The sequence below is a fragment of the Mizugakiibacter sediminis genome, assembly GCF_000953855.2.
Taxonomy (GTDB): Bacteria; Pseudomonadota; Gammaproteobacteria; order Xanthomonadales; family Rhodanobacteraceae; genus Mizugakiibacter; species Mizugakiibacter sediminis.
Window position 1 is genome coordinate 1 of record NZ_DF970160.1, and the last position, 26,124, is coordinate 26,124.

Sequence of the window (26,124 nt, forward strand, 5' to 3'; positions counted from 1 at the left end):
CTCCGACTGGCTGGCGCATCCGTGGATGCGATTGGCGCTGGCGGTGGCGGTCGCGCTGGCGCTGGGAACGCTGGCGGCGCGCGCGGTACGGTTCACATTGCGCCGCCTGCTCGAGGCCGGCGGCTTCGCGTCGATCGTGCTGCGCCGCTGCGCGCAGCCGTTCGAGCTGGCGCTGCCGCTGATCGCGGCGAAGGCGGCGCTGCACAGCGGTATGGCCGGCGGCGGCGCGGTGGACGCGTTGCAGCATGCGGCCACGGTGGCGGTGGTCGCCGCGCTCACCTGGCTCGGCGTGCGCGCGATTTCCGGCGTGGAGCGCGCGGTGATCGCGCGCCACCCGGTCGACGTCGAGGACAACCTGCAGGCGCGTCGCGTGCGCACGCAGACGCGTGTGCTCGCGCGCACGGCGATGTTCGCGGCCGGCCTGTTCGGGTTGGCGGCGGCGCTGATGACGTTTCCCGGCGTGCGCCAGCTCGGCGCCAGCCTGCTCGCGTCCGCCGGCGTGGCCGGCCTGGTGGTGGGCCTGGCCGCGCGGCCGGTGCTGTCCAACCTGCTGGCCGGCCTGCAGATCGCGCTGACGCAGCCGATCCGCATCGACGACGTGGTGATCGTCGAGGGCGAATGGGGGCGCATCGAGGAGATCACCGGCGCCTACGTGGTGGTGAACGTCTGGGACGAGCGCCGGCTGGTGGTGCCGCTGCAGTGGTTCATCGAGCACCCGTTCCAGAACTGGACGCGCACCAGCGCCCGGCTGATCGGCAGCGTGTTCCTGTGGGTCGACTACGCGTTGCCGCTGGCGCCGTTGCGCGCCGAGCTGGAGCGCGTCTGCCACGCCGCGCCGGAATGGGACGGGCGCGTGTCCCTGCTGCAGGTGACCGATGCCGACGCGCGCGCGATGCAGGTGCGCGCGCTGGTCAGCGCGACGGATTCCGGCCGCGCCTGGGATCTGCGCTGCCGCGTGCGCGAGGCGCTGATCGACTTCCTGCAGCGCGAATATCCGCAGCACCTGCCGCGGCTGCGCATCGACGGAGCGGAGCGCGCCCGCGCCGGCGCGGCATAGCTGCGAGGAGGCGCGGGCCGGCGCCGGAAACGCATCGGGCCGCGCGCGGCGGCCCGATGCATCGGCTTCCGCGCCGGCCGGCGCTCACGCCGCCTGGCGCGAGGCGCGCTTGCGGTCGTTCTCGGTGAGATGCTTCTTGCGCAGGCGGATCGCCTTCGGCGTGACCTCGACCAGCTCGTCGTCCTCGATGAACTCCAGCGCCTGCTCCAGCGACATCTTCACCGGCGGCGTCAGCAGCACGTTGTCGTCCTTGCCGGCGGCGCGGATGTTGGTGAGCTGCTTCTCGCGCAGCGCGTTGACGGTGAGGTCGTTGTCCTTGGCGTGGATGCCGACCAACTGGCCCTCGTAGATCTCCTCGCCGGCGTTGATCAGCAGACGGCCGCGTTCCTGCAGGCCCATCAGCGCGTAGGGCGGCGCCTTGCCGGTGCCGTTGGAGATCATCACGCCGTTCGGACGCTTGGCGATCGCGCCTTCCGAACGCGGGCCGTAGTGGTCGAACACGTGGAACAGCAGGCCGGTGCCGGCGGTGAGCGTGCGGAACTCGGTCTGGAAGCCGATCAGGCCGCGCGCCGGGATCATGTACTCCAGGCGCACGCGGCCGCGGCCGTCCGGCTCCATGTTCTTCAACTGGCCGCGGCGCAGGCCGAGGCGCTCCATCACGCCGCCCTGGAACGGCTCCTCGAGGTCGACGACGAGCTGTTCGTACGGCTCCTGCGGCACGCCGTCGATCTCCTTGACGATCACCTCCGGGCGCGACACCGCCAGCTCGTAGCCTTCGCGGCGCATGGTCTCGATCAGCACCGACAGGTGCAGCTCGCCGCGGCCGGACACCTTGAACTTGTCCGGATCCTCGGTCTCCTCGACGCGCAGCGCGACGTTGTGCAGCGTCTCGCGCAGCAGGCGGTCGCGCAGCTGGCGGCTGGTGAGGAACTTGCCGCCGCTGTGGTCCTTGTGGCCGGCGAACGGCGAGTTGTTGACCTGGAAGGTCATGCTGATGGTGGGCTCGTCGACGGTCAGCGCCGGCAGCGCCTCGGGCACGGCGGGATCGCACACGGTGTCGGAGATGCCGAGGCCGTCGATGCCGGAGATCGCGATGATGTCGCCGGCCTGCGCCTCCGGCACCTCGCGGCGCTCCAGGCCCATGAAGCCGAGCACCTGCAGCACCTTGCCGTTGCGCTTCCTGCCCTCGCGGTCGAGCACCGCCACCGGCATGTTGGCGCGCACCGTGCCGCGCTGCACGCGGCCGATGCCGATCAGGCCGACGTAGCTGTTGTAGTCGAGCTGGCTGATGCGCATCTGGAACGCGCCGGTCGGGTCGACCTGCGGCGGCGAGACGTGCTGCATGATCGCCTCGAACAGCGGCGTCATGTCGCCGTCGCGCGCTTCCGGGTCGAGGCTGGCGTAGCCGTGCAGCGCGGAGGCGTAGACCACCGGGAAGTCGAGCTGCTCGTTGGTGGCGCCGAGGCGGTCGAACAGGTCGAAGGTGGCGTTCAGCACCCAGTCCGGACGCGCGCCGGGGCGGTCGATCTTGTTGATCACCACGATCGGCTTGAAGCCCATCTGGAACGCCTTCTGCGTGACGAAGCGCGTCTGCGGCATCGGGCCGTCCATCGCGTCGACCAGCAGCAGCACGGAATCCACCATCGACAGCACGCGCTCGACCTCGCCGCCGAAGTCGGCGTGGCCGGGGGTGTCGACGATGTTGATGCGGTTGCCGCGCCAGGTGATCGCGGTGTTCTTGGCCAGGATGGTGATGCCGCGCTCGCGCTCCTGGTCGTTCGAGTCCATCACGCGGTCGGGCACCACCGCGCGCTCCGACAGCGTGCCGGACTGCTTCAGCAGCTGGTCGACCAGCGTGGTCTTGCCGTGGTCCACGTGGGCCACGATGGCGATGTTGCGGAGGTTCTCGATGGACATGCGGATCGCGTCCCGCGCCTGCGCGGCGGGGGCTCATGGGGGAGGGCGAGCCGCCGATTCTAGCGGGATTCGCGTGCCGGCGTATGAACGCCGCCGCCCCGGCGGGGCGGCGGACTGGATGGAGAGCCGCAGACTGCGACGGGGGTCGGATCGACGCGCCCGGCGGCACTTCCGGCAGCGGGCGCAGCTTCACCGACTTCGGGTCGCCGAGGTACTTGCCGAGATAGTTCGCGCCTCGCGGCGGTCGACCGCCACCGTGTCACTGCCGCGCGCCTTGCGCAACCGGCCCTGCCACTGCGCCAGCGCGGCGCGCAGCTCGGCATCCGGCTGCGGGTGCAGCTTGCCGCCGTCGAGCGCGGCCAGCGCGCCCCGTCCAGCTCGGTCCATTCGGCGGCGAGCTGCACGGCGGCGGCGCCGGGCGCGGCCGCGGTGCGCGGGGCGTTTCGTGCGGGCGTCGCCGCCGGTGCGCGCCGCCCTTGCACTTGCGGCGCGTGGGGCTAGACTCCGGTCAGACGACTTACGGCGGGCGCCCCGCCGGTGGTCCCGGCGCGCGCCCGAGGCTGCCTCCATGGCTGGCGGGAGGGTGCAGTGCAACCCACCGATATTCGCGTCCCCGACTACTTCCACAAGGTCGTCGATTGCCAGTGGGCCTGTCCGGCCCACACGCCGGTCCCCGAATACATCCGCCTGATCGCCGCCGGACGCTACTCCGACGCGTACCTGGCCAATTGGGTGTCGAACGTGTTTCCCGGCATCCTCGGCCGCACCTGCGACCGTCCCTGCGAGCCGGCCTGCCGGCGTGTGCGCGTCGAGGAAAACAACGGCGAGAAACCCGAGCCGGTGGCGATCTGCCGGCTGAAGCGCGTCGCCGCCGACTTCAAGGACGACATCCGCGCGCGCCTGCCGAAACCGGCGGCGAGGAAGAACGGCAAGCGCATCGCCTGCGTCGGCGCCGGCCCGGCCTCGCTGACGGTGGCGCGCGACCTGGCGCCGCTCGGCTACCACGTCACCGTGTTCGAGGCCGACGCCAAGGCCGGCGGTTTCATGCGCACGCAGGTGCCGCGCTTCCGCCTGCCGGAGGCGGTGATCGACGAGGAGGTGGGCTACGTCCTCGGGCTCGGCGTCGAGTTCTGCGGCGGCTCGCGCATCGACTCGATGAAGGCGCTGCTGGCGGAGGGCTACGACGCCGTGTTCGTCGGCTGCGGCGCGCCGCGCGGGCGCGACCTCGACCTGCCGGGTCGCCGCGAAGCCGCCGCGCACATCCACATCGGCATCGACTGGCTGGCCTCGGTGTACTTCGGCCATGTCGCTTCGGTCGGCAGGCGCGTGATCGTGCTCGGCGGCGGCAACACGGCGATGGACTGCTGCCGCTCGGCGAAGCGCCTCGGCGGCGAGGACGTCAAGGTGATCGTGCGCTCCGGCTTCGAGGAGATGAAGGCCTCGCCGTGGGAGAAGGAGGACGCGATGCACGAGGGCATCCCGATCCTCAACTACCTGGTGCCGAAGACCTTCGAGCACGTGGACGGCCGGCTGGTCGGCATGAGCTTCGAGAAGGTGCGCGCCGAACACGATGCGCAGGGCCGGCGCAGGCTGGTGCCGACCGGCGAGCCGGATGCCTTCTTCGAATGCGACGACGTGCTGGTCGCGGTCGGCCAGGAAAACGCCTTCCCCTGGATCGAGCGCGACCTCGGCATCGCGTTCGACCAGGGGGGCATGCCGGTGGTCGACCAGAGCACGCTGCAGTCGACCCTGCCACACGTGCTGTTCGGCGGCGACGCCGCGTTCGGCCCGAAGAACATCATCTGGGCGGTGGCGCACGGCCACGAGGCGGCGGTCAGCATCGACCGCATGCTCAACGGCGAGGACCCGCGCGAGCGTCCGGCGCCGACCACGCGCCTGATCTCGCAGAAGATGGGCATCCACGAGTGGAGTTACGACAACGCCGTCTCCGCCGACGGGCGCTACAAGGTGCCGTGGGCGCCGGCGGAGAAGACGCTGAAGAGCGTCAAGGTGGAGGTCGAGCTCGGCTTCGACGCGGAAACCGCGTTCAAGGAGGCGCAGCGCTGCCTCAATTGCGACGTGCAGACGGTGTTCAGCCGCGAGGCGTGCATCGAGTGCGACGCCTGCGTCGACATCTGTCCGATGGACTGCATCACCTTCACGAAGAACGGCGAGGAAGCCGAGCTGCGCACGCGTCTGCACGCGCCGGCGCTGAACCTGGCGCAGGACCTGTACGTCTCCGGCGAGCTGAAGACCGGCCGGGTGATGGTCAAGGACGAGGACGTGTGCCTGCACTGCGGCCTGTGCGCCGAGCGCTGCCCGACGGGAGCCTGGGACATGCGCAAGTTCGTCATCGAGATGACCCACGCCGGTCCCGGCTGCCGCGACCGGGCCGCACGCAAGGACGCCGCATGACCCTGCCCTCGACCCGCGCTTCCCGCCCCGGCCTGCAGGCGGTCAACGACTTCGTGGTGAAGTTCGCCAACGTCAACGGCTCGGGCTCGGCCTCGGCCAACGAACTGTTCGCCAAGGCGATCCTGCGCATGGGCGTGCCGGTGAGCCCGCGCAACATCTTCCCGTCGAACATCCAGGGCCTGCCGACCTGGTACGAGGTGCGCGTCAACGAACGCGGCTGGCTGGGGCGCCGCGGCGGCGTCGACCTGATGGTGGCGATGAACCCGCAGACCTGGGACGCCGACGTCGCCGAGATCGAGCCCGGCGGCTACCTGTTCTACGACAGCACGCGACCGCTGCCGCCGTCGAAGTTCCGCGAAGACGTCGCCGTGATCGGCATGCCGATCACCGAGTTGTGCAACGCCGCCTACGGCGACGCGCGGCAGCGCCAGCTGTTCAAGAACATCATCTACGTCGGCGCGCTGGCCGAGCTGCTGGGCATCGACGGCGCGGTGCTGGAAACGCTGCTCGGCGAGCAGTACCGCAGCAAGCCCAAGCTGATCGACGCCAACCGCGAGGCCCTGCGCATGGGCCGCGACTATGCGCGCGAGCACCTGCGCCAGCCGTTCGGGCTGCGCGTCCGGCGCGCCGACAACGTCGGCGACCGCATCTTCATCGACGGCAACAGCGCCGCCGCGCTGGGCTGCGTCTACGGCGGCGCCACCGTGTGCGCCTGGTATCCGATCACGCCGTCGTCGTCGCTGGCCGAGGCGTTCCAGAAGTACTGCGCCAGGTACCGCGTCGACAAGGCGAGCGGCCGCAACCTCTACGCGGTGGTGCAGGCCGAGGACGAGATCGCCTCGATCGGCATGGTGATCGGCGCCGGCTGGAACGGCGCGCGTGCCTTCACCGCCACCTCCGGTCCCGGCATCTCGCTGATGACCGAGTTCATCGGTCTGGCGTATTTCGCCGAGATTCCGGCGACCATCATCGACGTGCAGCGCGGCGGTCCCTCCACCGGCATGCCGACGCGCACCCAGCAGGCCGACATCCTCGCCTGCGCCTACGCCTCCCACGGCGACACCAAGCACGTGCTGCTGTTTCCGGAAGACCCGCACGAGTGCTTCGAGTTCGCCGCGCAGGCGCTAGACCTGGCCGATCGCCTGCAGACGCCGATCTTCCTGATGAGCGATCTCGACATCGGCATGAACCAGCGCCTGTGCGCGCCGTTCGCCTGGGACGACACGCGCGCCTACGACCGCGGCAAGGTGATGACGCGCGAGGAACTGGAGGCGGGCAAGCCGTTCGGCCGCTATCTGGACGTCGACGGCGACGGCATCCCGTATCGCACCTATCCCGGCACGCATCCGACGCGCGGCAGCTTTTTCACCCGCGGCACCACGCGCGACGCCTACGCGCGCTACTCGGAGAAGGGCGCCGACTACGTCGACAACATGCAGCGCCTGCTGCGCAAGTTCGAGACCGCGAAGACGCTGGTGCCGCCGCCGCTGCTGCGCCGCGCTTCGCGGCCGACCGCGCTGGGCGCGATCTTTTTCGGCTCGACCAGCCCGGCCATGGCCGAGGCGATCGACGCGCTGGAGGGCGCCGGCGTGCACCTGGACACGCTGCGCATCCGCGCGTTCCCGTTCGCCGACAGCGTGGCGGAATTCATCGCCGCGCACGAGCGCGTGTTCGTGGTCGAACAGAACCGCGACGGCCAGCTGCGCAGCCTGCTGGTCAACGAATTCGGCATCGACCCGGCGCGGCTGGTGCCGATCCTGCATTACGACGGCACGCCGATCACCGCGCGCTTCATCGCCCGCGCGATCGGCGAGCAGGCCGGAACGCGCGCGCCCGCCGCGCCGGCCGCCGCGGAGGCGCACGTGCCATGACCTACATCGCCAAGCCCGGGCTGCACCATCCGACCCTGCCGAAGAACGCGCTGTGCTACACGCGCCGCGACTACGAGGGCAAAGTCTCCACGCTGTGCGCCGGCTGCGGGCACGACTCGATCTCGGCGGCGATCATCCAGGCCTGCTGGGAGCTGGCGATCGAGCCGCACCGGCTGGCCAAGCTGTCCGGCATCGGCTGCAGCTCGAAGACGCCCGACTACTTCCTCGGCAACTCGCACGGCTTCAACACCGTGCACGGGCGCATGCCGTCGGTACTGACCGGCGCCAACCTGGCCAACCGTGAGCTGCTGTACCTCGGCGTCTCCGGCGACGGCGACTCGGCCTCGATCGGCATCGGCCAGTTCGTGCACGCGATCCGCCGCGGCGTGAACATGGTCTACATCGTCGAGAACAACGGCGTGTACGGCCTCACCAAGGGCCAGTTCTCCGCCACCGCCGACCAGGGCTCGGTGTCCAAGCGCGGCGTGGTCAACACCGACAACCCGATCGACATGGTCGGCCTGGCGCTGCAGCTCGGCGCCAGCTTCGTCGCGCGCAGCTTCTCCGGCGACAAGCAGCAGCTGGTGCCGCTGATCAAGGCGGCGATCGCGCACAGGGGCGCCGCCTTCATCGACGTGATCAGCCCGTGCGTGGCGTTCAACAACCACGCCGGCAGCACCAAGAGCTACGACTACGTGCGCGAGCACAACGAGGCGGTCAACCGCCTCGACGTGATCAGCGCCCGCGAGGCGATCGGCGTCGACTACGCCGAGGGCGAACTGGCGGAGGTGCGGCAGCACGACGGCAGCGTGCTGCGCCTGCGCAAGCTGCACGCCGACTACGATCCGGGCGACCGCATCGCGGCGATGAACTATGTGCACGCGCACCAGGTGCGCGGCGAGATCGTCACCGGCCTGCTCTACCTCGACCCCGACCCGCACGACCTGCACGAGCACCTGAACACGGTGGCGACCCCGTTCAACGCGCTGGGTGCCGAGGCGTTGTGCCCCGGCGCGGCGACGCTGGAGCAGATCAACGCCTCGCTGCGCTGAGCGCGCTGGATGTCCCTCTCCCCCCATCGCTCGCGATGGGGGGAGAGGGCAGGGCGAGGGGGCGGGCGTCGCTTTGCGCGCTGCGCGCCGGCGCCGGAACGCGTAACATCGGCGCTTCGCTTTCCACGCCCTTCCGCCCCCGATCCGCGCGCGCATCGGCGGCGGTCCAACCGAGACGATCCCATGAGCATCACCGCGACCCTGACCACCTCGCGCGGCCCCATCCGCATCGCCCTGCACGCCGACAAGACGCCGCTGACCGTGGCCAATTTCGTCAATCTCGCGCGCCGCGGCTTCTACGACGGCCTGAAGTTCCACCGCGTGATCGCCGACTTCATGATCCAGGGCGGCTGCCCGAACGGCGACGGCCGCGGCAATCCCGGCTACCGCTTCGAGGACGAGTGCCGCGCGGATCTTCGCCACGACCAGCCTGGCGTGCTGTCGATGGCCAACGCCGGCCCCGGCACCAACGGCTGCCAGTTCTTCATCACCCACGTCGCCACGCCCTGGCTGGACGGCAAGCACACCGTGTTCGGCGCGGTGCTGGGCGCCGGGGACCAGGCGGTGGTCGACGCGATCCGCCAGGGCGACACCATCGAGAAGGTGACGATCGAGGGCGACGCCGACGCGGTGCTGGCGCAGGTCAGCGATCGCGTGCGGCAGTGGAATGCGGCGCTGGACGCGCGTCGCTGATTGACGCCTGGGCCCGGGTCTGCCCGGGTACTGGCTGGACCGGCGCGCGCGCCGCGCGCGAACGCCGGCCCAGCCAGATGTGCAGCGGCAGTATCGCCACTGCGCCCAGTCCGAGCAGCAGGTGCACCCATTTGGCGAACTCGCGCAGGTCCTCGCCGGCGTAGTACAGCGCGTAGCCGGTGAGGATCAGCACCGCGGCGAACGCGGCTACGCTGCCGCCGCTCCAGCGGTTGCGCCCGGTGTTCCAGCCGAAGCGCACATGCTGCGGCAGCATCGAGCCCAGGAGCAGCAAGGCGATGAAGCCGCCGGCGCCGTGCAACTGGGTCAGTGAGTGCAGGGCATCGGTCGGTTCGCGGCCAGGCAGATCCCACCACACGGCCCAGACGACGCCGGTGACCGCGACCAGCCCGAGGCCACCGTAGAGCAGCCACAGGTGCAGGCGGATGCCGGTGCCGCGCTGCGAGGGGCGGGGGCGACGGCCGCGCGTCATAGCGTCACCGCCTGCGCGCGCAGTCGCGCGAGCAGCGACGCGCTGGCCTCGGCGCCGCGCAGCCAGACGATCTTGGTCAGCGCATCCGCACGCAGGCAGCTCGGAGCGAGCACGCTGACGCTGCGGTAGCGGCGCGGGCTGCCGCCGGCGGGATCGCGAATCGACCAGTCGCCGCCGCTTTCGCTGAAGTACGGCGCACTGGTGGCGATTGCGCCGTCGGCCAGCGCGCCCAGCGGCAGCAGGCGCTGCGGTTGCTGCGGATCGCGCACGGCGACCATCTGCGGTTCGTCGCCGAGCACGCGCAGGTCGCCGCCGGCGTTGACCACCGCCGCGGTCGCGCCGTGGCGGCGCAGCGCGTCGACCGCGCGGTCGACGGCGAAACCCTTGGCGATGCCGCCGAGATCCAGCCACAGCGGGCGGCGGTAGTGCACGCGGAAGCCGGGCAGCAGTTCCACGGCTTCCATACCCGTCGCCGGCGGCGCTTCGTCGGCGGGAGCGGGCAGGGCGCCCGCGGCTACCGACGCGCCGGCCACGCTGCAATCGAACGCGCCGTCGCTGAGTCGATGCAGGCGACGGGCGGCGCGCAGCACGCGGTAGGTCCACGGATGCACGCGCAGCGCGCGCCGTGCCGCCTCGCGATTGAGACGCGACAGCTCGCTCGTCGGATCGTGGAAACTCATCAGCGCGTGTACGCGCTCGACCGCGGCGAACGCCGCCGTCACCGCGCACGCGTCGCCGCGTGCGCGGATCTCGACCAGCGTGCCCAGCAGCGGTCGCGCGCGTGCGATCACGACTTCGCCAGGACCAGGTCGTACAGCGCGAGGACGCGCTTCACGCCCTGGGTGAGGTGCTTGCACGACAGCGTTGCCCCGCTGATGTTGCGGATGTCGCGGCCCAGCTCGAGCCGGTCCGCCGGCGTCTTGCCGACGAATTGCGCGCGCCAGTCCGCGTTGCGTACTTGCCCGCCGTAGGTTTCGCTGTAGGTCAGGACCTCGATGCCCTTGACCGCGCCGCGTGTGTCGAGCGCGACGGCGTACTTGATCTTCTCGTGCTTGCCGACCACTTCATCGACCACGAAGAACCCCCGGGGGGCGCGCCACACGCGGCCGGCGTCGAACTCCAGGTGCACGCCGGATGCCGCGAACATCGCCTTGCGCGTGGCCTCGTCCAGCGTCAGCGGCATCGGCTGCAGCGTCTCTCCCGGGAAGAATTCCGCTTGCGCCTGCGCGACCGACATGTAGTCGGCGGCATACGCCGGCGCCAGCACCAACAGCGCCGGCGCCGGCGCGAGGCTGCGCCATCGCATCTTCATCGTTTCGTTCCCCCGCGGCTCACCGGAACGGAATGCCGATCTTGAGCATGAATTCGTTGCGGGCGTGCTCGTCGCCGTAGATGCGGTCGCCGCGCACCACCTCCCGCTGTTCCTCGGTGAAGGCCTGTACGACCGGCAACTGGTGGCGCCACGCGGCCGTGAGCCACCAGTGCTGGGCCGCGTAGTGCAGATTGGGGCCGAGGAACCAGGCGGAGTGCTCCTTGTTGCCGAGGCCGTAGCCTTCGAACTCGCGGTGGTTGCGCGCTTCCAGGCCCAGCGACCAGTGGTCGGCGAAGCGATAGCTGGCACCGAAGGCCAGGTCGACCATGGTGGCCTTCTCCAGCGCCATCTTCATTTCTTCGCGTTCGATCTCGGCCATCAGGTTGCCGGCGAGGATCAGGCGGTCGTCGAGGAAGTTCTTCTGCGCGATCAGGCGCAACTCCAGTTCGCGCTCGTCCGGGCCGATCGCCGGCTCGGCGTAGACGGCGAGGCCGAAGCGGTCGGTCAACGGATTGAGGATCTGGTAGATCGCCTCCACGGACACGCTGTCGAAGTGCGTGCGGCGGAAGCGGCCGAACGGATCGTCGCCGGGGCCGAGATCGGTGCCCGGGCCGCCGGTGGTGCCGTCAGGCTCGTTGCGGAGGGCGTTGACGTAGCTCCAGTTGAGGTACGCGGACATCTGGAACTTGCTGGTGATGCCGAACTCGAGTTCCTCGCGGTTCTGCAGGTGGCGGTAGTCGCCGCCGGCTTGCCCCTGCTGCAGGAACGACCAGTGTTCGTACTCGAACGTGCCGGCCGGATGGATGTCGGCGGTGTAGATCCAGCCGAACGGCGATTCGCCGGCGCGGGCGGCGACGAGTGGCACGAGCAGGGCAAGCGCCAGCAGCGCGGCGCGGGTGCGTCGAAGCATGAGGTTCTTCTCCCCGGAACGGTCGTGGTGTTGGCCGTGCGTGCGGCGTGCTGGCGGCGGCGAGCGGTCGAGATATTAAATGATAGTAATTCGCAATTGCAATCAAGAGGCGGGCGCCGGCTCTCGCCGGTCACGCCCGCGCCCGCCGCCCGCGCTTGTGCTGGACGGCGCCTGCACGCATAGTCCGCGCGCGACACGCCGGAGACGCAGAGCAGCGGGAACACATGCGGGTACGCCTGGAAGACGTGGCACGCGCGGCCGGGGTTTCGCCGAAGACCGTCTCCCGCGTGCTCAACGACGAAGCCAACGTGACGGCGCGCACGCGCGAGAAGGTGCGCGCGGCGATCGAGGCGATGGGCTACCGGCCGCACCCGTCGGCGCGCAGCCTGGCCAGCAACCGCTCGTTCCTGGTCGCGACCCTGTACGACAACCCATCGTCCAACTACCTCACCGAGATCCTCGGCGGCGTGCTCGAAGCCTGCGACCAGCACCGCTACAGCATGCTGGTGCGGCCGCTGGACGTGAACGCCGCCGACTTCGTCGCGCGCGTGGATGCGTTCATCTCGCATCACCGACCCGAGGGCCTGGTGCTGACGCCGCCGATCACCGACCACGCCGCGCTGCTCGCGCGCCTGCACGAGCGCGGCGTGCGCTACGCCAGCGTCTCGCCGATCGAGCGCGCCGGCCGGATCGGCGCCTTCATGGACGAGCCGCTGGCCGCGCGCCAGATGGTGGAGCACCTGCTGGCCCTGGGGCACCGGCGCATCGCCCACGTGGTCGGCCATCCCGCGCACGGCGCCAGCCGCTGGCGACTGGACGGCTACCGCGCGGCGTTGCATGCCGCCGGAATGTCCTGTGATCCCGCGCTGGTGGTGCAGGGCGATTTCTCGTTCGGCTCCGGCGTGACGGCGGCGCGGGCGCTGTTTTCGCTGCCGCGCGACCGCGGGCCGACGGCGGTGTTCGCCGCCAACGACGACATGGCGGCCGGCGTGATCTGGACCGCGGGCGAACATGGGCTGGCCGTGCCGCGCGACGTGTCGGTGTGCGGTTTCGACGACACGCCGATCGCGCACCAGATCTGGCCGGCCCTGACCACCGTTCACCAGCCCAGCCACGACATGGGGCGGATCGCCGCGCTGCAGCTGCTGGAAGTGCTGCGCGGGCGCGGCGAGGGCGCGATGGTGCAGGTGCCGTTCGCCCTGCGCGTGCGCGAATCGACCGCGCCCGCGGCCTGAGCGCCGCGGGATGCGTCCGGCGGCGGGAAGGGGGCGGTCGTGCTGCACAGCAAATTGACAGCGCTGTCATCTGGCGCAAATATCCGCGCGGCCTCGGGGGACCCGCACCGGATCGGCAGGGAAACGGGGCATCGGCGCTGCCATCACTGACGAGACGCATCACCGCCGCGGCGTCCGGGACGCCACGCGGACATCACTGCACTGCTGGGGAGGAACTCATCTCATGACTCGCACGCACCTGGCGCGACTGGCGCTTTCCGTGGCGATCGCCGCGGCTCTAGGCCCCGGCCTCGCGCTCGCCCAGAACGACACGCAGAACCCGAACGACACCGCGCCGCCGGACAAGGCCAAGGCCGCGGAGGCGCGCGCCACCGGCGCGCAGAACCTCGAAGCGGTGGTCGTCACCGGCAACGTCGCCGCGGGCGGCCTGAAGAAGATCGACGCCAGCTACGCCATCACCACCGCGACGTCCGAGGAGATCAAGCGGGCCAACCCGAAGAGCACGGCGGACCTGCTGAAGATCGCCCCGGGCCTGTGGCCGGAATCCACCGGCGGCCAGACCGGCGCCAACATCGAGATCGCCGGCTTCCCCGGCGGCGGCGACGCGCCGTTCAACACCGTGCAGCTGATGGGTTCGCCGTTGTACGGCATGCCGACGCTGTCGTTCTTCGAACAGACCAGCATCTTCCGCCTCGACGACACCATCGACCGCGTCGAGATCATCCAGGGCGGTCCGTCCGTGGTGTTCGCCGACGGCCAGATCGGCGCCAGCGAGAACTTCATCCTGAAGCAGGGCACCGCGGTGCCGTCCGGCAGCCTCGGCGTCACCTACGGCGACGAGAACCTGCGCCGCGTCGACGGTTTCGTCGGCTTCCCGATCGCCAAGGACTGGTACGGCAGCTTCGGCGGCTTCTACCGCGATTCCGACGGCGTGCGCGACCCGCAGTTCCCCGCCGACAAGGGCGGCCAGCTCACCGGCACGCTGACGCACGACACCGAGAACGGCACGATGACGTTCTACGCGCGCTGGCTGGACGACAAGAACCAGTTCATCACGCCGATCCCGCTGATCCAGCACGGCACCGACAAGTTCAGCGCCTATCCGGGCTTCGATCCGCTGACCAGCACGTACTACAGCAAGGACATCCAGCACGTGTTCCTCGCCGGCTATCCGGGCGGCGGCACCAACGCCGACCTGGCCGACGGCCGCGGCGCGCGCATGGGCTTCCTCGGCGCCAATTTCGACTTCGACTTCGGCGACGGCTGGCACTTCTCCGACAAGGTGCTGTGGGATGCCGGCGACGTCGACACCAACGCGCTGTTCTCCGGCACCAACCCGGCCAGCCTGGACGACGAGCTGTACAACCTGAGCCCCAGCGTCGGCGGCTTCCAGCTTCCGGCCGGTTCGGCGACCGCCACCTACAAGGACGGCACCGTCGTCGACCCGAACCAGAGCGTGATCCATCAGGGCTGGTGGTTCATCCACAAGCACCTGAAGAACCTCAACAACGACATGCGCGTCAGCAAGGAGCTGTTCGAGGGCAACACGCTCACCGCCGGCCTGTACCTCGCGCACTACAGCGACGACGACAAGTGGGCGCTGGGCAACCAGATGCTGATGACCAACACGCCCAACGCGAAGCCGATCCTGGTGAGCTACGTCAACGGCGGCCAGACCTTCCGGCTGACCGACAATCAGGGGTTCCTGGATTACGGCGGCTACAACATCACCGAGCACGGCGTCGCCAACAACAAGGCGTTCTACCTGTCCGACCTGTGGCGCGTCGGCCGCTGGCTGTTCGACTTCTCCGCGCGCATCGAGAACCAGCAGGCGCACAACACCGTCTGCAACCTGAGCAACGTCAACCTGGACGGCGACCCGAACACGCTCTACGACAACGCGGTGCCGGTGTGCAACGGCACGTTCTCGCGCACCGACTACGACAAGACCCACCCCTCGTGGACCGTCGGCGCCAACTATCGTCTGGCCGACAACATGAGCGTGTACCTGCGCGCCAACAAGGGCGCCCACTTCGGCGACTTCGACAACGCCCTGCGCGGCAACGCCACCGGCAACACGCCGCCGCTGCAGAAGATCCAGAACTTCGAGGGCGGCTTCAAATACCAGTCGCCGCGCGTCTACGCCGACATCAGCATCTACCACCGGCAGTTCAGCGGCCTGCCGTACCAGCCGACGGACGGCGCGGGCGTGCCGGTGGGAAGCCCGCTGCTGTACGGCTCCGACTCGAAGGGCATCAACCTGACCGGCGCGGTCACGCCGATCGAGAACCTGCGGCTGCAACTGGTCGCCAACTACCTGGACGGCCACTACTCGCACAACCAGTCGTGCCTGCCCTTCACCAATCTGGTGACCGGACAAAGCGGCTGCGCCTTCATCGACGGCAAGCAACTGCAGCGCCAGCCGAAGCTGCGCTACATGTTCACGCCCAGCTACACGCTGCCCACTTCGTGGGGCGACCTGACCGCGTTCGTCACCTACACCCACGTCGGCTCGCACACCCAGGACCAGTCGGGTCTGCAGCAGCTGGGCACCTACAGCACCTGGGACTTCGGCGTGATCGCCCACGTGCAGCAGCACTGGGAACTGCGCCTGCAGGGCACCAACGTGACCAACGAACTGGGCCTGACCGAGAGCAACTCGCGCATCTTCGGCACCGCCAGCGACACCGGCGGCGTGATCCTGGCCCGCCCGCTCGAGGGCCGCGAGGTCAACCTGCAGGTCCGCTACCTGTTCTGACCGCAGGCGAGCACGGCGCGCCGCCGCCGCCAGGCGGAGCGCGCCTTTCCGGCGCGGCGGCCGCGCAGGCCGCCGCGTACACTGCGCCGGGACCGTTCCCGGCGGCGACCTGATCCGGAGTCGCGATGAAATCCGTCCGCATCCCGCTCGCAGCCGTGCTCCTCGCCGCCGCCGTCGCCACGCCGGCGCTCGCGGCGACCGATCCGAGCTTCCTGTTCACCGCCACGGCCGGGGATTTCGACCGCTACTTCCCCAGCTACCTGGCCAACGGCTACTTCACCACGATGACGTCCCCGCGCGGCACCGAGGGCAACCGTGCCTACATGGTCGCGTTCATGGACTACACGCAGGACGACATCGCGCGGCCGGCGGCGATTCCCGGCTGGAGCGAGATCGACTACAACCCGGGCGACGGCTGGCTGAACCGCACGCGCCTCGACGCGCGCTTCTTCGGCGACTACGCGCAGACGCTGGATGCCTACGACGGCACGCTGACCACGCGCTACCGCTACCGTTATGCCGACAGGGTCACCGACGTGCAGGTGGTCACCTTCGTCAGCCAGGCCGCGCCGCACCTCGCGGCGACGCGGCTCACGATCACGCCGCAGTTCGACGGCACCGTGCAGTTGAGCTTCCCGATCCGGCTGTGGTCGGAATACCAGCCGCGCTTTCCGATCGGCAAGCTGGACGGCGAGGCGATGATCGACGCGGTGATCGCCAGCGGCCAGAACCTCGACAACAAACCGGCGCCGACGTCGGACCGCGCCGCCGTCTGGTACCCCGGCTACACGCGCGTCCTCGCCGCCGACGGCGACCCCCGCGCGCTGACGCTGTGGCTGCGCGGCCGCGCCGAGCAAGGCCTGGGCATGGCCGAGGCGGCCGCGATCGGCCTGCCGCCCGGCTTGCAGGTCGAGGACGTGCGTCTCGAGAACGGCGCGCACAGGCTGTCGCTGGAGCTCACCGCGCGCGTGCTGAAGGGGCGCAGCTACGCCTTCACCAAGTACGTCGCCGTGTCGCGGGAAGGGTGGGGCGGCGGCGACCGCGAAGACCTCGCCCTCGCCGTCGCCGCGCGCCGCACGGGCTTCGAGCGCCTGCTCGCCGAGCACCGCGACGCCTGGCACGCGCTGTGGCGCTCGGACATCGTGATCGACGGCGATGCGGCGGCGCAGAAGGCGGTGCATTCCGACCTCTACTACCTGCTGTCCAACAGCACCGTCGGTACCGCCTGGCCGATGGGCGCCTGCGCGCTGACGCCGAACTACGCCGGCCACGCGTTCTGGGACAGCGACTCCTGGGTGTTCCCGGCGCTGCTGCTGCTGCATCCCGAGCGCGCCAAGCCGATCGTGATGTTCCGCGCGCGCACCATCGCGCCGGCGGAGAAGCGCGCGGCGCAGTACGGCGCCAGGGGCACGATGTATCCGTGGGAGGCCGACCCGGAGACCGGCGTCGACGTCACGCCGTACTTCGCCTACGGCATCTACCGCGAGATCCACGTCAACGCCGACATCGCCATCGCCCAATGGCAGTACTACCTCGCCAGCGGCGACGACGCCTGGCTGCGCCGGTACGGCTGGCCGGTGATCCGCGGCATCGCCGAGTTCTGGGCCAGCCGCGTGACCCACGACGCGGCGCAGGACCGCTACGAGATCCTGCACGTCACCTCGCCGGACGAGGCCTACGCCGACGTGCCGAACGACGCCTTCACCAACGCCGCCGCGCGCAAGGCGCTGAACATCGCCGTCGAGGCGGCGAAGCGCGTCGGCGCGGCGCCGGACCCGCGCTGGGCGGAGATCGCCGCGAAGATGTACATCCCGTTCTCCGCGCGCGAGCAGCGCCACCTCGACTTCGACGCCAGCGTGCCGCACGACAAGATCACCTGGATGGGCTCGTCGCTGGTCTGGCTGATGTACCCCAATCTCGACCTGCCGATGCCGGACGCGGTGCGCGCCAACGACTTCGCCTTCCAGCTCGAGGCGCTGAAGAGCCACGGCGACGATCCCAACGAGATGATGATGGTGATGCTGGCCGTCGCCGCCGCCGAACTGGGCGATGCCGATGCCGCCGGCCGCTGGATCGAGCGCAATCTGCAAGGGTTCCTCAAGCCGCCGTTCAACGTGCGCACCGAGACCGTGGCGAACAACGCCGGCTACATCCTCGCCACTTCCGCCGGCTTCCTGCAGAGCATGATCTACGGGCTGACCGGCCTGCGCATCGACGAGCGCGGCTTGAGCGAGGCCTACGCGCCGGTGCTGCCGCCGAAGTGGCGCGCGCTGACGCTGAAGAACGTGGTGTTTCGCGGCCAGCGTTACGACATCCGTGTCGAACGCGACGCCGCCGGCAAGGTACGACTGGTGCGGCGGAAGCCGTGAGGCATCGCGTGCCGGCGCCTGCCGCGCGCGGGGATGCGCAGGTTCCGGCGGCAACCGGGACGGGCAGGGCAGCCGCACGATGCTGCGTTTGCGCGAAGACCGCGGCGGCCGCGCGCCGTCGCCCCACGATGAGGCATGCATCGATGAAGAACGTCAGGCGGATCGCTTTCTTTTTCCTCTCCCTCGCCATGGCGGCTACCGCCGCGGCGGTGGCGCCGGACGCGGCGAAGACGCGCGCCTACATCGATCGCGCCTGGGACACCCTGACGCGCTCGATCGACGACTGCTCGGCGCTGGTCGATCCGAAGATCGCCGCGCATCCGGTGCTGTACCTGCCGCACGGCCTGGCCGAGCCGGCGAACGTCGCCCGCGCCGGCAAGCGCTGCAAGGTCGAGGTGCGCACGCTGCCGCGCCGCATCGAGCGCCTGGGCGAACTCGATCCGCTGACGCTGCCCGCGCAGGGCCTGCTGTACCTGCCGCATCCGTACGTGGTGCCGGGCGGCGCGTTCAACGAGATGTACGGCTGGGACAGCTACTTCATCGTGCTGGGCCTGGCCGCCGACCGCCGCGGCGCGCTGGCGCGCGACATGGTCGACAACGCGCTGTTCGAGGTCGAGCACTACGGCAGCGTGCTGAACGCCAACCGCACCTATTACCTGACGCGCTCGCAGCCGCCGTTCCTCACCGCGATGATGGCGGAAGCGATGCGCGCGCCCGGCGCGTTCCGCGATGCGGCCGAGCGGCGCGCCTGGCTGGCGCGCGCCTATCCGCTCGCTGTGCGCAACTACGCGATCTGGACGCGGCCCGAGCACCAGGCCGGCGACACCGGGCTGGCGCGCTACTTCGACCTTGGCAGCGGCCCGGTGCCGGAGATGCTCGGCGCCGAGTACTACCGCGGCGTGATCGCCTGGCTACTGGCGCATCCGTCGGAGGATCCGGGCTATCTGGTCGATGGCTCGGAGCATCCGGACGCCGCCGAGGCCGCGCGCCTGAAGACCGCAAGTTGTGACGTCGCCGTGTCGGAAGTTTGCGCCGGCGCCTGGGCGGACGGTCACCGGCTGAGCGCCGACTACTACCGCGGCGACCGCGCGATGCGCGAATCCGGCTTCGACACCAACTTCCACTTCGGCCCGTACGGCGGCTCCACCCACCACTACGCCGGCGTCGGCCTGAACAGCCTGCTGTACCGCTACGAGCGCGACCTGCACGACTTTGCCGAACGGCTCGGCATGAAGGAGGATGCCGCGCGCTGGGCCGCGGCCGCGGCGAAGCGCAAGGCGGCGATGGACAAGTATCTGTGGCGCGCCGACCTCGGCATGTACCGCGATTACGACTTCGTCGCGCGCAAGTCCTCCGGGCAGCCGTACATCACCACGTTCTATCCGCTGTGGGCGGGCGCGGCGTCGACGGAGCAGGCCGCGGCGGTCGAGAAACACCTGCCCGTCTTCGAACGCATGGGCGGGCTGACCATGGACGACCGCCGCAGCGGCGCGCAGTGGGACGCGCCGTTCGGCTGGGCGCCGACCAACTGGCTGGCGATCGCCGGCCTCGACGCCTACGGCTTCCGCGACGACGCGCAGCGGCTGGCGCGCAAGTTCCTGGGCACGGTCGACCGCAGCCTGGCCGCCGACGGCACCATCCGCGAGAAATACAACATGGAACTCGGCAACGCCGAGGTGGAGATCACTGCCGGCTACACGCAGAACGTGATCGGCTTCGGCTGGACCAACGGCGTGTACCTGAAGCTGCAGCAGTTGCTGGACGCCGCGCGTCGCGCGCCGCAGCGCGCCGCCGGCGGTTGATGCGGCCGCGGCAGGGCGGGCGGCCGCGGCGCCGCCCGCGTCGGGATCTCAGGGCGCCTTCGGCTTCAGCAGCAGCCGGTACAGGAACAGCAGGATCAGCGCGCCGATCACCGACATGATGAAGCCGGCGGGCTGGCCCGGCCGATACCAGCCGAGCGCCTGGCCCAGCCAGCCGGCCAGCAGCGAGCCGGCGATGCCGAGCAGGCCGGTGACGACGAGTCCGCCGGGATCCCTGCCGGGCATCAGGAACTTGGCCACGACACCGATCACCAGGCCGATCAGGAACATCCAGATCCAGTGCAGCATGCGCCTCCTCCTCTGCGGGGGCCTTCCCGCGCGGGACGCGGGGGCGTCCATGATGCCCGCTCGGGCATGACTTTGCGCGGCTGCGGGGCCGCCGCGACGCTGTGTTAAAATCGCGGCTTCTTTCTCCCCTCCGCGAGTGTCCTCCATGCCGAAGCTTGCGAAGCGCATGGGCCGCGCCAAGCCGAGCGCGATCATGGTGATCGCCGACAAGGCGAAGCGGCTCAAGGCCGAAGGCCGCGACGTCGTCAACTTCTCCATCGGCGTGCCGAATTTCCTGCCGGGCGAACACGTCTACGACGCGGTGCGCGCGGCGCTGTCGAAGGACTCCGGCCAGTACGGCTCCAACCGCGGCCGCGAGGACCTGCTCGACGCCTTCCTCAAGCACCTGGAAGCGGGTGGCTTCCGGGGCTACGAGCGCAAGCACTGCGCGGTGGCGGTCGGCGCCAAGCACATCCTGTACAACCTCGCCGAGGCGCTGCTGGACGAAGGCGACGAGATCGTCTTCGCCACGCCGTACTGGACCAGCTACCTCGACATCGCCGAGATCCTGGGCGCGAAGATCACGCTGCTGCCGTGCCCGCCCGAGCAGAACTACAAGATGACGCCGGCGCAGCTCGACCAGGCGCTGGCGAGCAAGCCCAAGGTGTTCCTGTTCAACAACCCGTCCAACCCCACCGGCATGGTGTACGCCCGCGAGGAGATCGCCGCGCTGGCCGAGGTGGTGGCCAGGCACCCGGACACCTGGGTGATCACCGACGACATCTACAACCGCATGGTGTTCGACGGCGTCGGCTACCACAACTTCCTGCACGTGCGCCCGGAGCTGCGCGACCGCGTGATCGTGGTCGATTCGCTGTCGAAGACCTACGGCATGCCCGGCTGGCGCGTCGGCTTCATGGCCGGCCCGGAGGCGGTGGCGCAGGCGCTGGTGACGCTGAACTCCAACCACATCACCAACGTCCCGGAGGTCGTCACCGCCGCGGCGGTCGCGGCGCTGACCGGCCCGCAGGACATCCCGGCGCGGAAGTGCGCCGAGTTCGCCGCGCGCCGCGACGAGGTGCTGGCGGCGCTGGCCGCGATCCCGGGCGTGAAGTGCCCGCGGCCGCAGGGGGCGTTCTACGTGTTCCCGGACATCTCCTGCGCCTTCGGCAAGTCGCACGGCGGCAGGAAGATCGCCAACGACGTCGACCTCTGCGCCGCGCTGCTCGACGCCAAGGGCGTCGCCTGCGTGCCCGGTTCCGCGTTCGGCGAGCCGCGCGCGCTGCGCATCTCCTACACCTGCCCGCAGGCGCAGTTGACCGAAGGCCTGAAGCGCATCCGCGAGTTCTTCGCCGAACTCGCCTGACGGAAGCGGGCCATGGGAAATCGGCAACCGGCGATTCGGCGACCGATCGAGCGTGCGCGGCACGCGGCCCATTTCCGCTTTCCGGTTTCCGTATCCAGTCATCACGGAGTGAACCCATGAAGTCCCCCGTCCGCGTTGCCGTGACCGGCGCCGCCGGCCAAATCGGCTATGCCCTGCTGTTCCGCATCGCCGCCGGCGACATGCTCGGCAAGGACCAGCCGGTGATCCTGCACCTGCTGGAAATCACCCCGGCGCTGCCCGCGCTGAACGGCGTGGTGATGGAGCTGAACGACTGCGCGTTCCCGCTGCTCGCCGGCATCGTCGCCACCGACGACCCGAACGTCGCCTTCAAGGACGTCGACTACGCGCTGTTGGTCGGCGCGCGCCCGCGCGGCCCGGGCATGGAGCGCAAGGACCTGCTGGAGGCCAACGGCGCGATCTTCGCCCCGCAGGGCAAGGCGCTGAACGCGCACGCCAGGCGCGACGTCAAGGTGCTGGTGGTCGGCAACCCGGCCAACACCAACGCGCTGATCGCGCAGCAGAACGCGCCGGACCTCGATCCGCGCTGCTTCACCGCGATGGTGCGCCTCGACCACAACCGCGCGCTGTCGCAGCTCGCCGAGAAGACCGGCGCGCACGTCACCGACATCCGCAAGATGACCATCTGGGGCAACCACAGCTCGACCCAGTACCCGGACATCCACCACGCCACGGTCAAGGGCACCGCCGCCACCAGCCTGGTCGACCAGGCCTGGTACAGGGACAGCTTCATCCCCACCGTGCAGCAGCGCGGCGCGGCGATCATCAAGGCGCGCGGCGCCTCCTCGGCGGCATCGGCGGCGTCGGCGGCGATCGACCACATGCGCTCGTGGGCGCTCGGCACCGAGCCCGGCGACTGGGTGTCGATGGCGATCCCGTCCGACGGCTCCTACGGCATCGCCCCGGGCGTGATCTACGGCTACCCGGTGACCTGCAAGAACGGCAAGTACGAGATCGTGCAGGGCCTGGAGATCAACGCCTTCTCGCGCGAACGCATGGACGCGACCGACAAGGAACTGCGCGAGGAGCGCGCCGGCGTCGAGCACCTGTTCGCCAGGAAGTGAGCGGCGATCCGCGCATCCGCGACGAAGGGCGGCCGCGGGCCGCCCTTCGCATGTGCGGCGGACGGCGGCGGCGCATCTTCGCAATGGCCTACGACCTTGGTCGGAACCCCGGCGCGGTGCGTTTGCACTAGGCTAGCGCCGTCACCCGCGACGGGGGCGGCCATGCGCTACGAAGACGCCTATCGGCGCTCGATCGAGGAGCCGGAAGCGTTCTGGGCGGAAGAGGCGCGGGCGATCCACTGGCACACGCCGCCGCAACGCATCCTCGACTACTCGAACCCGCCGTTCCGCAAGTGGTTCGTCGGCGGCACCACCAACCTCTGCTACAACGCGGTCGACCGCCACCTGGAAACGCGGCCGGACCAGCTCGCGCTGGTGGCGGTGTCGACCGAGACCGGCATCACCCGCCGCGTCACCTACCGCGAGCTGTACCGCGAAGTGAACGCCTTCGCCGCCGCGCTGCGGGAGTTCGGCGTCGGCCGCGGCGACCGTGTGGTGATCTACATGCCGAACTTCGCCGAGGCGGTATTCGCGATCCTCGCCTGCGCGCGCATCGGCGCGATCCACTCGGTGGTGTTCGGCGGCTTCGCAGCGCACAACCTGGCGCTGCGCATCGACGATGCGAAGCCGAAGCTGCTGATCTGCGCCGACGCCGGCATGCGCGCCGGCAAGGTGGTGCGCTACAAGCCGCTGGTGGACGAGGCCTGCGCCGCGGCGCGGTCGCCGCCGCCGGCGGTGCTGGTGGTGCGCCGCGGCCTCGATGCCGATCTCGCCATGCAGCCGGCGCGCGATTTCGAGTACGCGCCGCTGCGCGCCAAGCACGCCAACGCGCGCGTGCCGGTCGCCTGGCTGGAGTCGAACGAACCGAGCTACCTGCTGTACACCTCCGGCACCACCGGCAAGCCGAAGGGCGTGCAGCGCGACGTCGGCGGCTACGCGGTGGCGATGGCGTTGTCGATGCGCACGGTGTTCGACGTCGGCGCCGGCCAGACGATGTTCACCACCTCCGACATCGGCTGGGCGGTGGGGCATTCCTACAACGTCTACGGCCCGCTGATCGTCGGCGCCACCTCGCTGCTGTACGAGGGTCTGCCGACGCATCCCGACCCCGGCGTCTGGTGGCGGCTGTGCGCGCAGTACGGCGTGCGCAGCATGTTCTCCTCGCCGACCGCGATCCGCGTGCTGAAGAAGCAGGACCCGGCCTGGTTGAAGAAGCACGACCTGTCCGCGCTGAAATGGCTGTTCCTCGCCGGCGAGCCGCTGGACGAGCCGACCGCGAGGTGGATCAGCGAAGGCATCGGCAAACCGGTGATCGACAACTACTGGCAGACCGAGACCGGCTGGCCGGTGCTGACCCTGCTGCCGGGCCTGGACCTGAAGCCGCAGAAGTTCGGCTCGCCCGGCCTGCCCAACCTCGGCTACCGCATGCGCGTGGTCAACGAGGTCACCGGCGCGGACGCGGCCGCCGACGAAAAAGGCGTGCTGACCATCGTGCCGCCGTTGCCGCCGGGCTGCCTCAGCACGATCTGGGGCGACGACGCGCGTTTCCTGAAGGGCTACTTCGGCCACTTCAGGGAGCTGCTGTACAGCTCGCTGGACTGGGCGATCCGCGACGCCGACGGCTACTACTTCATCCTCGGCCGCACCGACGACGTGATCAACGTCGCCGGCCACCGGCTGGGCACGCGCGAAATCGAGGAGGCGGTGGCGACGCACGGCGCCGTCGCCGAGGCCGCGGTGATCGGCGTCGCCGACGAGCTGAAAGGGCAGGTGCCGGTGGTGTTCGCCACGCTGAAGGACGCGTCCGCCGGCGCATCCGCGCGGCGCGCCGCCGCCGAGGGCATGCTGGAGCGCGTCGTCGCGATGCTGGGCGCGGTGGCCCGGCCGGCGCGCATCTACGTCGTCGACGCGCTGCCGAAGACGCGCTCCGGCAAGCTGCTGCGCCGTTCGCTGGCGGCGCTGGCGCAGCACGCCGATCCCGGCGACCTGTCCACCCTGGACGATCCGAACGCGCTGGAGGAGATCAAGCGCGCGCTGGCGCGCGGACCGGAGTGGGGCGGCTGAGCCCGCCTCAGCCGCCGCGCGCTTCGGCGCGCTTCACCTGGGCGTCCACCACGGTGGCGGTGACCATGTCGCTGCCGACGTTGACCATGGTGCGCGTCATGTCGAGCAGGCGGTCGACGCCGAGCACGATGCCGATGCCTTCGGCCGGCACGCCGAAATTGATCAGCAGCCCGGCGATCAGCGGCATCGAGCCGCCGGGGATGCCGGCGACCGCCACGGCGCTCAGCACCGCCAGCATCATCAGCACCAGTTGATGGCCGAGCGACAGCTCGATGCCGAAGGCCTGCGCGACGAACAGCACCACGCAGCCCTCGAACAGCGCCGTGCCGCTCATGTTCATCGTGGTGCCGAGCGGCAGCACGAAACCGGCCGTGCCGGGCGCCAGCCCCAGCGTCTCGCGCGACGCCGCCAGCGCGGCCGGCAGGGTGGCGTTGCTCGAGCTGGTCGAGAACGCGGTGACCAGCACCGCGCGGACCGAGCGGAAGAACTCCAGCGGCCGGCGCTTCGCCAGCAGCATCAGCCAGATCGACATCGTGCCGAACAGGTGCAGCAGCAGGGCGAACGCGCAACCGAGCACGAACACGGACAGGGTGAGCAGGATGTCGGCGCCGACCTTGACGATCACGCCGTACATCAGCGCCGGCACCGCATAGGGGGCCAGGCGCAGGGCGAGGTGCACGATGTGCGTCATCACCTCGCCGATGGTCTCCATGCTGTCGAGGAAGCGGCGCCGGGCGGCGTCGCCGAGGCGCATGGCGGCGCCGCCGGCCAGGATCGCGAACAGGATCAGCGGCAGCACGTCGCCCAGCGCGTCGCGGCTCTGCCCGACCACGGCGCCGAACAGGTTGCGCGGCATGAACATCTCGACGACGACCTCGAAGCTCAGCGGCGGCCGCTCGGCCTGCCGCGCGATCTGCTGCTGCGCGCTGCCGCCGTATTCCTGCAGCAACTGCGCCTTGGCCGCAGCGTCGAGGTGCCGGCCGGGCTGCAACAGGTTCATCACCGCCAGGCCGAGCGCCACGGCGATGCCCATGTTGGCGACGAACAGCAGGAACGTGCGCCCGGCCAGCGGGCCGAGACGGTCGAGCCGTCCGAGCTGCGCCACGCCGCCGGCCAGCGAGGCGAACACCAGCGGCAGCACGACGAAGAACAGCATGCGCAGGAAGACCTGCCCGACGGGATCGAGCACCGCGTCGGCGAAGCGCCGCGCGCCGTCGAGCGCGCCTGGCCAGACCGCGCCGGCGGCGAGCGTGGCGACGCCGGCGAGGACGCCGGCGACGAGTCCCCACAGGATGCGGGAGGCGAGCGAATTCGGGGCAGCGGACATGCGCGGACTGTAGGCGGAAGCCGCGGGCGCTGTCCACGCGCGGGTACGCGCGCCGTCCCGTGCGCGGGTCGAGTTCCACTACAATGGGCAGGTTTCGG

The 26,124-nt window shown here is 70.3% G+C and carries 20 protein-coding genes; 12 read left to right on the forward strand and 8 right to left on the reverse strand.

Annotation, left to right across the window (positions count from 1 at the left end; all coding sequences use genetic code 11):
* The coding region (locus MBSD_RS03475) for a mechanosensitive ion channel family protein (protein WP_425478092.1) at positions 1 to 1,057 on the forward strand (1,057 nt) is incomplete at its 5' end.
* Positions 1,058 to 1,141: 84 nt separating this feature from the next.
* Here the strand turns inward: MBSD_RS03475 and typA are convergent.
* Both typA and MBSD_RS15115 read right to left on the reverse strand, forming a co-directional pair.
* Entirely contained in the window at positions 1,142 to 2,974 is a 1,833-nt protein-coding gene (gene typA / locus MBSD_RS03480) for a translational GTPase TypA (RefSeq protein ID WP_062535101.1), read from the reverse strand.
* 189 nt (positions 2,975 to 3,163) lie between these two features.
* On the reverse strand, positions 3,164 to 3,361 hold the full coding sequence (locus MBSD_RS15115; protein ID WP_148667800.1) for a hypothetical protein: 198 nt from the start codon (positions 3,359 to 3,361) through the stop codon (positions 3,164 to 3,166).
* 201 nt (positions 3,362 to 3,562) lie between these two features.
* Between MBSD_RS15115 and MBSD_RS03485 the strand changes: the two genes are divergently transcribed.
* From MBSD_RS03485 to MBSD_RS03500, 4 genes are all read left to right on the forward strand, one after another.
* Positions 3,563 to 5,389: an FAD-dependent oxidoreductase gene (locus tag MBSD_RS03485; protein WP_062535103.1), complete on the forward strand. Its 1,827-nt coding sequence runs from the start codon at positions 3,563 to 3,565 to the stop codon at positions 5,387 to 5,389.
* Positions 5,386 to 7,260 (forward strand): 2-oxoacid:acceptor oxidoreductase subunit alpha, encoded by a 1,875-nt coding sequence (locus tag MBSD_RS03490; protein ID WP_062535105.1) that lies wholly within the window; start codon positions 5,386 to 5,388, stop codon positions 7,258 to 7,260. The genes MBSD_RS03485 and MBSD_RS03490 overlap by 4 nt, the downstream gene beginning before the upstream one ends.
* Positions 7,257 to 8,312 carry a 2-oxoacid:ferredoxin oxidoreductase subunit beta gene (locus tag MBSD_RS03495; RefSeq protein WP_062535107.1) on the forward strand — a complete coding sequence of 352 codons (1,056 nt, stop codon included), beginning with the start codon at positions 7,257 to 7,259 and terminating at the stop codon, positions 8,310 to 8,312. Before MBSD_RS03490 ends, MBSD_RS03495 begins: the two co-directional genes overlap by 4 nt.
* 183 nt (positions 8,313 to 8,495) lie before the next feature.
* The gene (locus tag MBSD_RS03500) at positions 8,496 to 9,005 is read left to right on the forward strand and encodes a peptidylprolyl isomerase (RefSeq protein WP_062535109.1); all 510 of its coding nucleotides are present in this window, start codon (positions 8,496 to 8,498) and stop codon (positions 9,003 to 9,005) included.
* Here the strand turns inward: MBSD_RS03500 and MBSD_RS03505 are convergent.
* From MBSD_RS03505 to MBSD_RS03520, 4 genes are read right to left on the reverse strand one after another with little or no spacing between them, the layout of a single operon-like run.
* Positions 8,956 to 9,495 carry a hypothetical protein gene (locus tag MBSD_RS03505; RefSeq protein WP_062535111.1) on the reverse strand — a complete coding sequence of 180 codons (540 nt, stop codon included), beginning with the start codon at positions 9,493 to 9,495 and terminating at the stop codon, positions 8,956 to 8,958. The two genes, MBSD_RS03500 and MBSD_RS03505, sit on opposite strands and share 50 nt — an antisense overlap.
* On the reverse strand, positions 9,492 to 10,286 hold the full coding sequence (locus MBSD_RS03510) for an FAD:protein FMN transferase (RefSeq protein ID WP_062535113.1): 795 nt from the start codon (positions 10,284 to 10,286) through the stop codon (positions 9,492 to 9,494). The genes MBSD_RS03505 and MBSD_RS03510 overlap by 4 nt, the downstream gene beginning before the upstream one ends.
* Positions 10,283 to 10,807 carry an FMN-binding protein gene (locus tag MBSD_RS03515; protein WP_201797447.1) on the reverse strand — a complete coding sequence of 175 codons (525 nt, stop codon included), beginning with the start codon at positions 10,805 to 10,807 and terminating at the stop codon, positions 10,283 to 10,285. Before MBSD_RS03515 ends, MBSD_RS03510 begins: the two co-directional genes overlap by 4 nt.
* A 19-nt stretch (positions 10,808 to 10,826) precedes the next feature.
* Positions 10,827 to 11,717, reverse strand: coding sequence for a DUF6662 family protein (locus MBSD_RS03520; RefSeq protein WP_062535116.1), 891 nt, complete (start codon positions 11,715 to 11,717; stop codon positions 10,827 to 10,829).
* Between the two features lie 224 nt (positions 11,718 to 11,941).
* On the opposite strand from MBSD_RS03520, the gene MBSD_RS03525 reads away from it, so the two are divergent.
* The 4 genes from MBSD_RS03525 (at position 11,942) to MBSD_RS03540 (ending at position 19,881) form a co-directional block, all read left to right on the forward strand.
* Positions 11,942 to 12,952, forward strand: coding sequence for a LacI family DNA-binding transcriptional regulator (locus tag MBSD_RS03525; protein WP_062535118.1), 1,011 nt, complete (start codon positions 11,942 to 11,944; stop codon positions 12,950 to 12,952).
* A 223-nt stretch (positions 12,953 to 13,175) separates the two neighbouring features.
* On the forward strand, positions 13,176 to 15,710 hold the full coding sequence (locus tag MBSD_RS03530; RefSeq protein ID WP_062535120.1) for a TonB-dependent receptor: 2,535 nt from the start codon (positions 13,176 to 13,178) through the stop codon (positions 15,708 to 15,710).
* A gap of 125 nt (positions 15,711 to 15,835) precedes the next feature.
* Positions 15,836 to 18,079 (forward strand): glycosyl hydrolase family 95 catalytic domain-containing protein, encoded by a 2,244-nt coding sequence (locus MBSD_RS03535; protein ID WP_062535122.1) that lies wholly within the window; start codon positions 15,836 to 15,838, stop codon positions 18,077 to 18,079.
* Between the two features lie 143 nt (positions 18,080 to 18,222).
* A complete protein-coding gene (locus MBSD_RS03540; RefSeq protein WP_062535124.1) occupies positions 18,223 to 19,881 on the forward strand; it encodes a trehalase family glycosidase in 1,659 nt (552 codons plus the stop codon).
* Between the two features lie 48 nt (positions 19,882 to 19,929).
* On the opposite strand, the gene MBSD_RS03545 is transcribed toward MBSD_RS03540, so the two are convergent.
* The gene (locus MBSD_RS03545) at positions 19,930 to 20,187 is read right to left on the reverse strand and encodes a GlsB/YeaQ/YmgE family stress response membrane protein (RefSeq protein ID WP_237071738.1); all 258 of its coding nucleotides are present in this window, start codon (positions 20,185 to 20,187) and stop codon (positions 19,930 to 19,932) included.
* A gap of 145 nt (positions 20,188 to 20,332) precedes the next feature.
* Between MBSD_RS03545 and MBSD_RS03550 the strand changes: the two genes are divergently transcribed.
* From MBSD_RS03550 to prpE, 3 genes are all read left to right on the forward strand, one after another.
* Positions 20,333 to 21,532, forward strand: a complete 1,200-nt coding sequence (locus MBSD_RS03550) for a pyridoxal phosphate-dependent aminotransferase (protein ID WP_062535126.1) — start codon at positions 20,333 to 20,335, stop codon at positions 21,530 to 21,532.
* A 116-nt stretch (positions 21,533 to 21,648) separates the two neighbouring features.
* A complete protein-coding gene (locus MBSD_RS03555; RefSeq protein ID WP_062535128.1) occupies positions 21,649 to 22,635 on the forward strand; it encodes a malate dehydrogenase in 987 nt (328 codons plus the stop codon).
* Between the two features lie 162 nt (positions 22,636 to 22,797).
* Complete coding sequence (prpE, locus tag MBSD_RS03560; RefSeq protein ID WP_062535129.1) at positions 22,798 to 24,699, forward strand: propionate--CoA ligase; 1,902 nt, start codon at positions 22,798 to 22,800, stop codon at positions 24,697 to 24,699.
* 7 nt (positions 24,700 to 24,706) lie between these two features.
* On the opposite strand, the gene MBSD_RS03565 is transcribed toward prpE, so the two are convergent.
* Positions 24,707 to 26,026: a dicarboxylate/amino acid:cation symporter gene (locus MBSD_RS03565; protein ID WP_062535130.1), complete on the reverse strand. Its 1,320-nt coding sequence runs from the start codon at positions 26,024 to 26,026 to the stop codon at positions 24,707 to 24,709.
* Positions 26,027 to 26,124 lie beyond the last annotated feature (98 nt).

Excerpts from the sequence above, each read along its gene's own strand:
- MBSD_RS03565 (WP_062535130.1), bottom strand. The coding sequence starts at position 26,026 with ATGTCCGCTGCCCCGAATTCGCTCGCCTCCCGCATCCTGTGGGGACTC.
- MBSD_RS03540 (WP_062535124.1), top strand. The coding sequence starts at position 18,223 with ATGAAGAACGTCAGGCGGATCGCTTTCTTTTTCCTCTCCCTCGCCATG.
- typA (WP_062535101.1), bottom strand. The coding sequence starts at position 2,974 with ATGTCCATCGAGAACCTCCGCAACATCGCCATCGTGGCCCACGTGGAC.
- MBSD_RS03520 (WP_062535116.1), bottom strand. The coding sequence starts at position 11,717 with ATGCTTCGACGCACCCGCGCCGCGCTGCTGGCGCTTGCCCTGCTCGTG.
- MBSD_RS03530 (WP_062535120.1), top strand. The coding sequence starts at position 13,176 with ATGACTCGCACGCACCTGGCGCGACTGGCGCTTTCCGTGGCGATCGCC.
- MBSD_RS03500 (WP_062535109.1), top strand. The coding sequence starts at position 8,496 with ATGAGCATCACCGCGACCCTGACCACCTCGCGCGGCCCCATCCGCATC.
- MBSD_RS03495 (WP_062535107.1), top strand. The coding sequence starts at position 7,257 with ATGACCTACATCGCCAAGCCCGGGCTGCACCATCCGACCCTGCCGAAG.
- MBSD_RS03535 (WP_062535122.1), top strand. The coding sequence starts at position 15,836 with ATGAAATCCGTCCGCATCCCGCTCGCAGCCGTGCTCCTCGCCGCCGCC.
- MBSD_RS03555 (WP_062535128.1), top strand. The coding sequence starts at position 21,649 with ATGAAGTCCCCCGTCCGCGTTGCCGTGACCGGCGCCGCCGGCCAAATC.
- MBSD_RS03550 (WP_062535126.1), top strand. The coding sequence starts at position 20,333 with ATGCCGAAGCTTGCGAAGCGCATGGGCCGCGCCAAGCCGAGCGCGATC.
- MBSD_RS03545 (WP_237071738.1), bottom strand. The coding sequence starts at position 20,187 with ATGCTGCACTGGATCTGGATGTTCCTGATCGGCCTGGTGATCGGTGTC.
- MBSD_RS03490 (WP_062535105.1), top strand. The coding sequence starts at position 5,386 with ATGACCCTGCCCTCGACCCGCGCTTCCCGCCCCGGCCTGCAGGCGGTC.
- MBSD_RS15115 (WP_148667800.1), bottom strand. The coding sequence starts at position 3,361 with ATGGACCGAGCTGGACGGGGCGCGCTGGCCGCGCTCGACGGCGGCAAG.
- MBSD_RS03525 (WP_062535118.1), top strand. The coding sequence starts at position 11,942 with ATGCGGGTACGCCTGGAAGACGTGGCACGCGCGGCCGGGGTTTCGCCG.
- MBSD_RS03505 (WP_062535111.1), bottom strand. The coding sequence starts at position 9,495 with ATGACGCGCGGCCGTCGCCCCCGCCCCTCGCAGCGCGGCACCGGCATC.
- prpE (WP_062535129.1), top strand. The coding sequence starts at position 22,798 with ATGCGCTACGAAGACGCCTATCGGCGCTCGATCGAGGAGCCGGAAGCG.
- MBSD_RS03515 (WP_201797447.1), bottom strand. The coding sequence starts at position 10,807 with ATGAAGATGCGATGGCGCAGCCTCGCGCCGGCGCCGGCGCTGTTGGTG.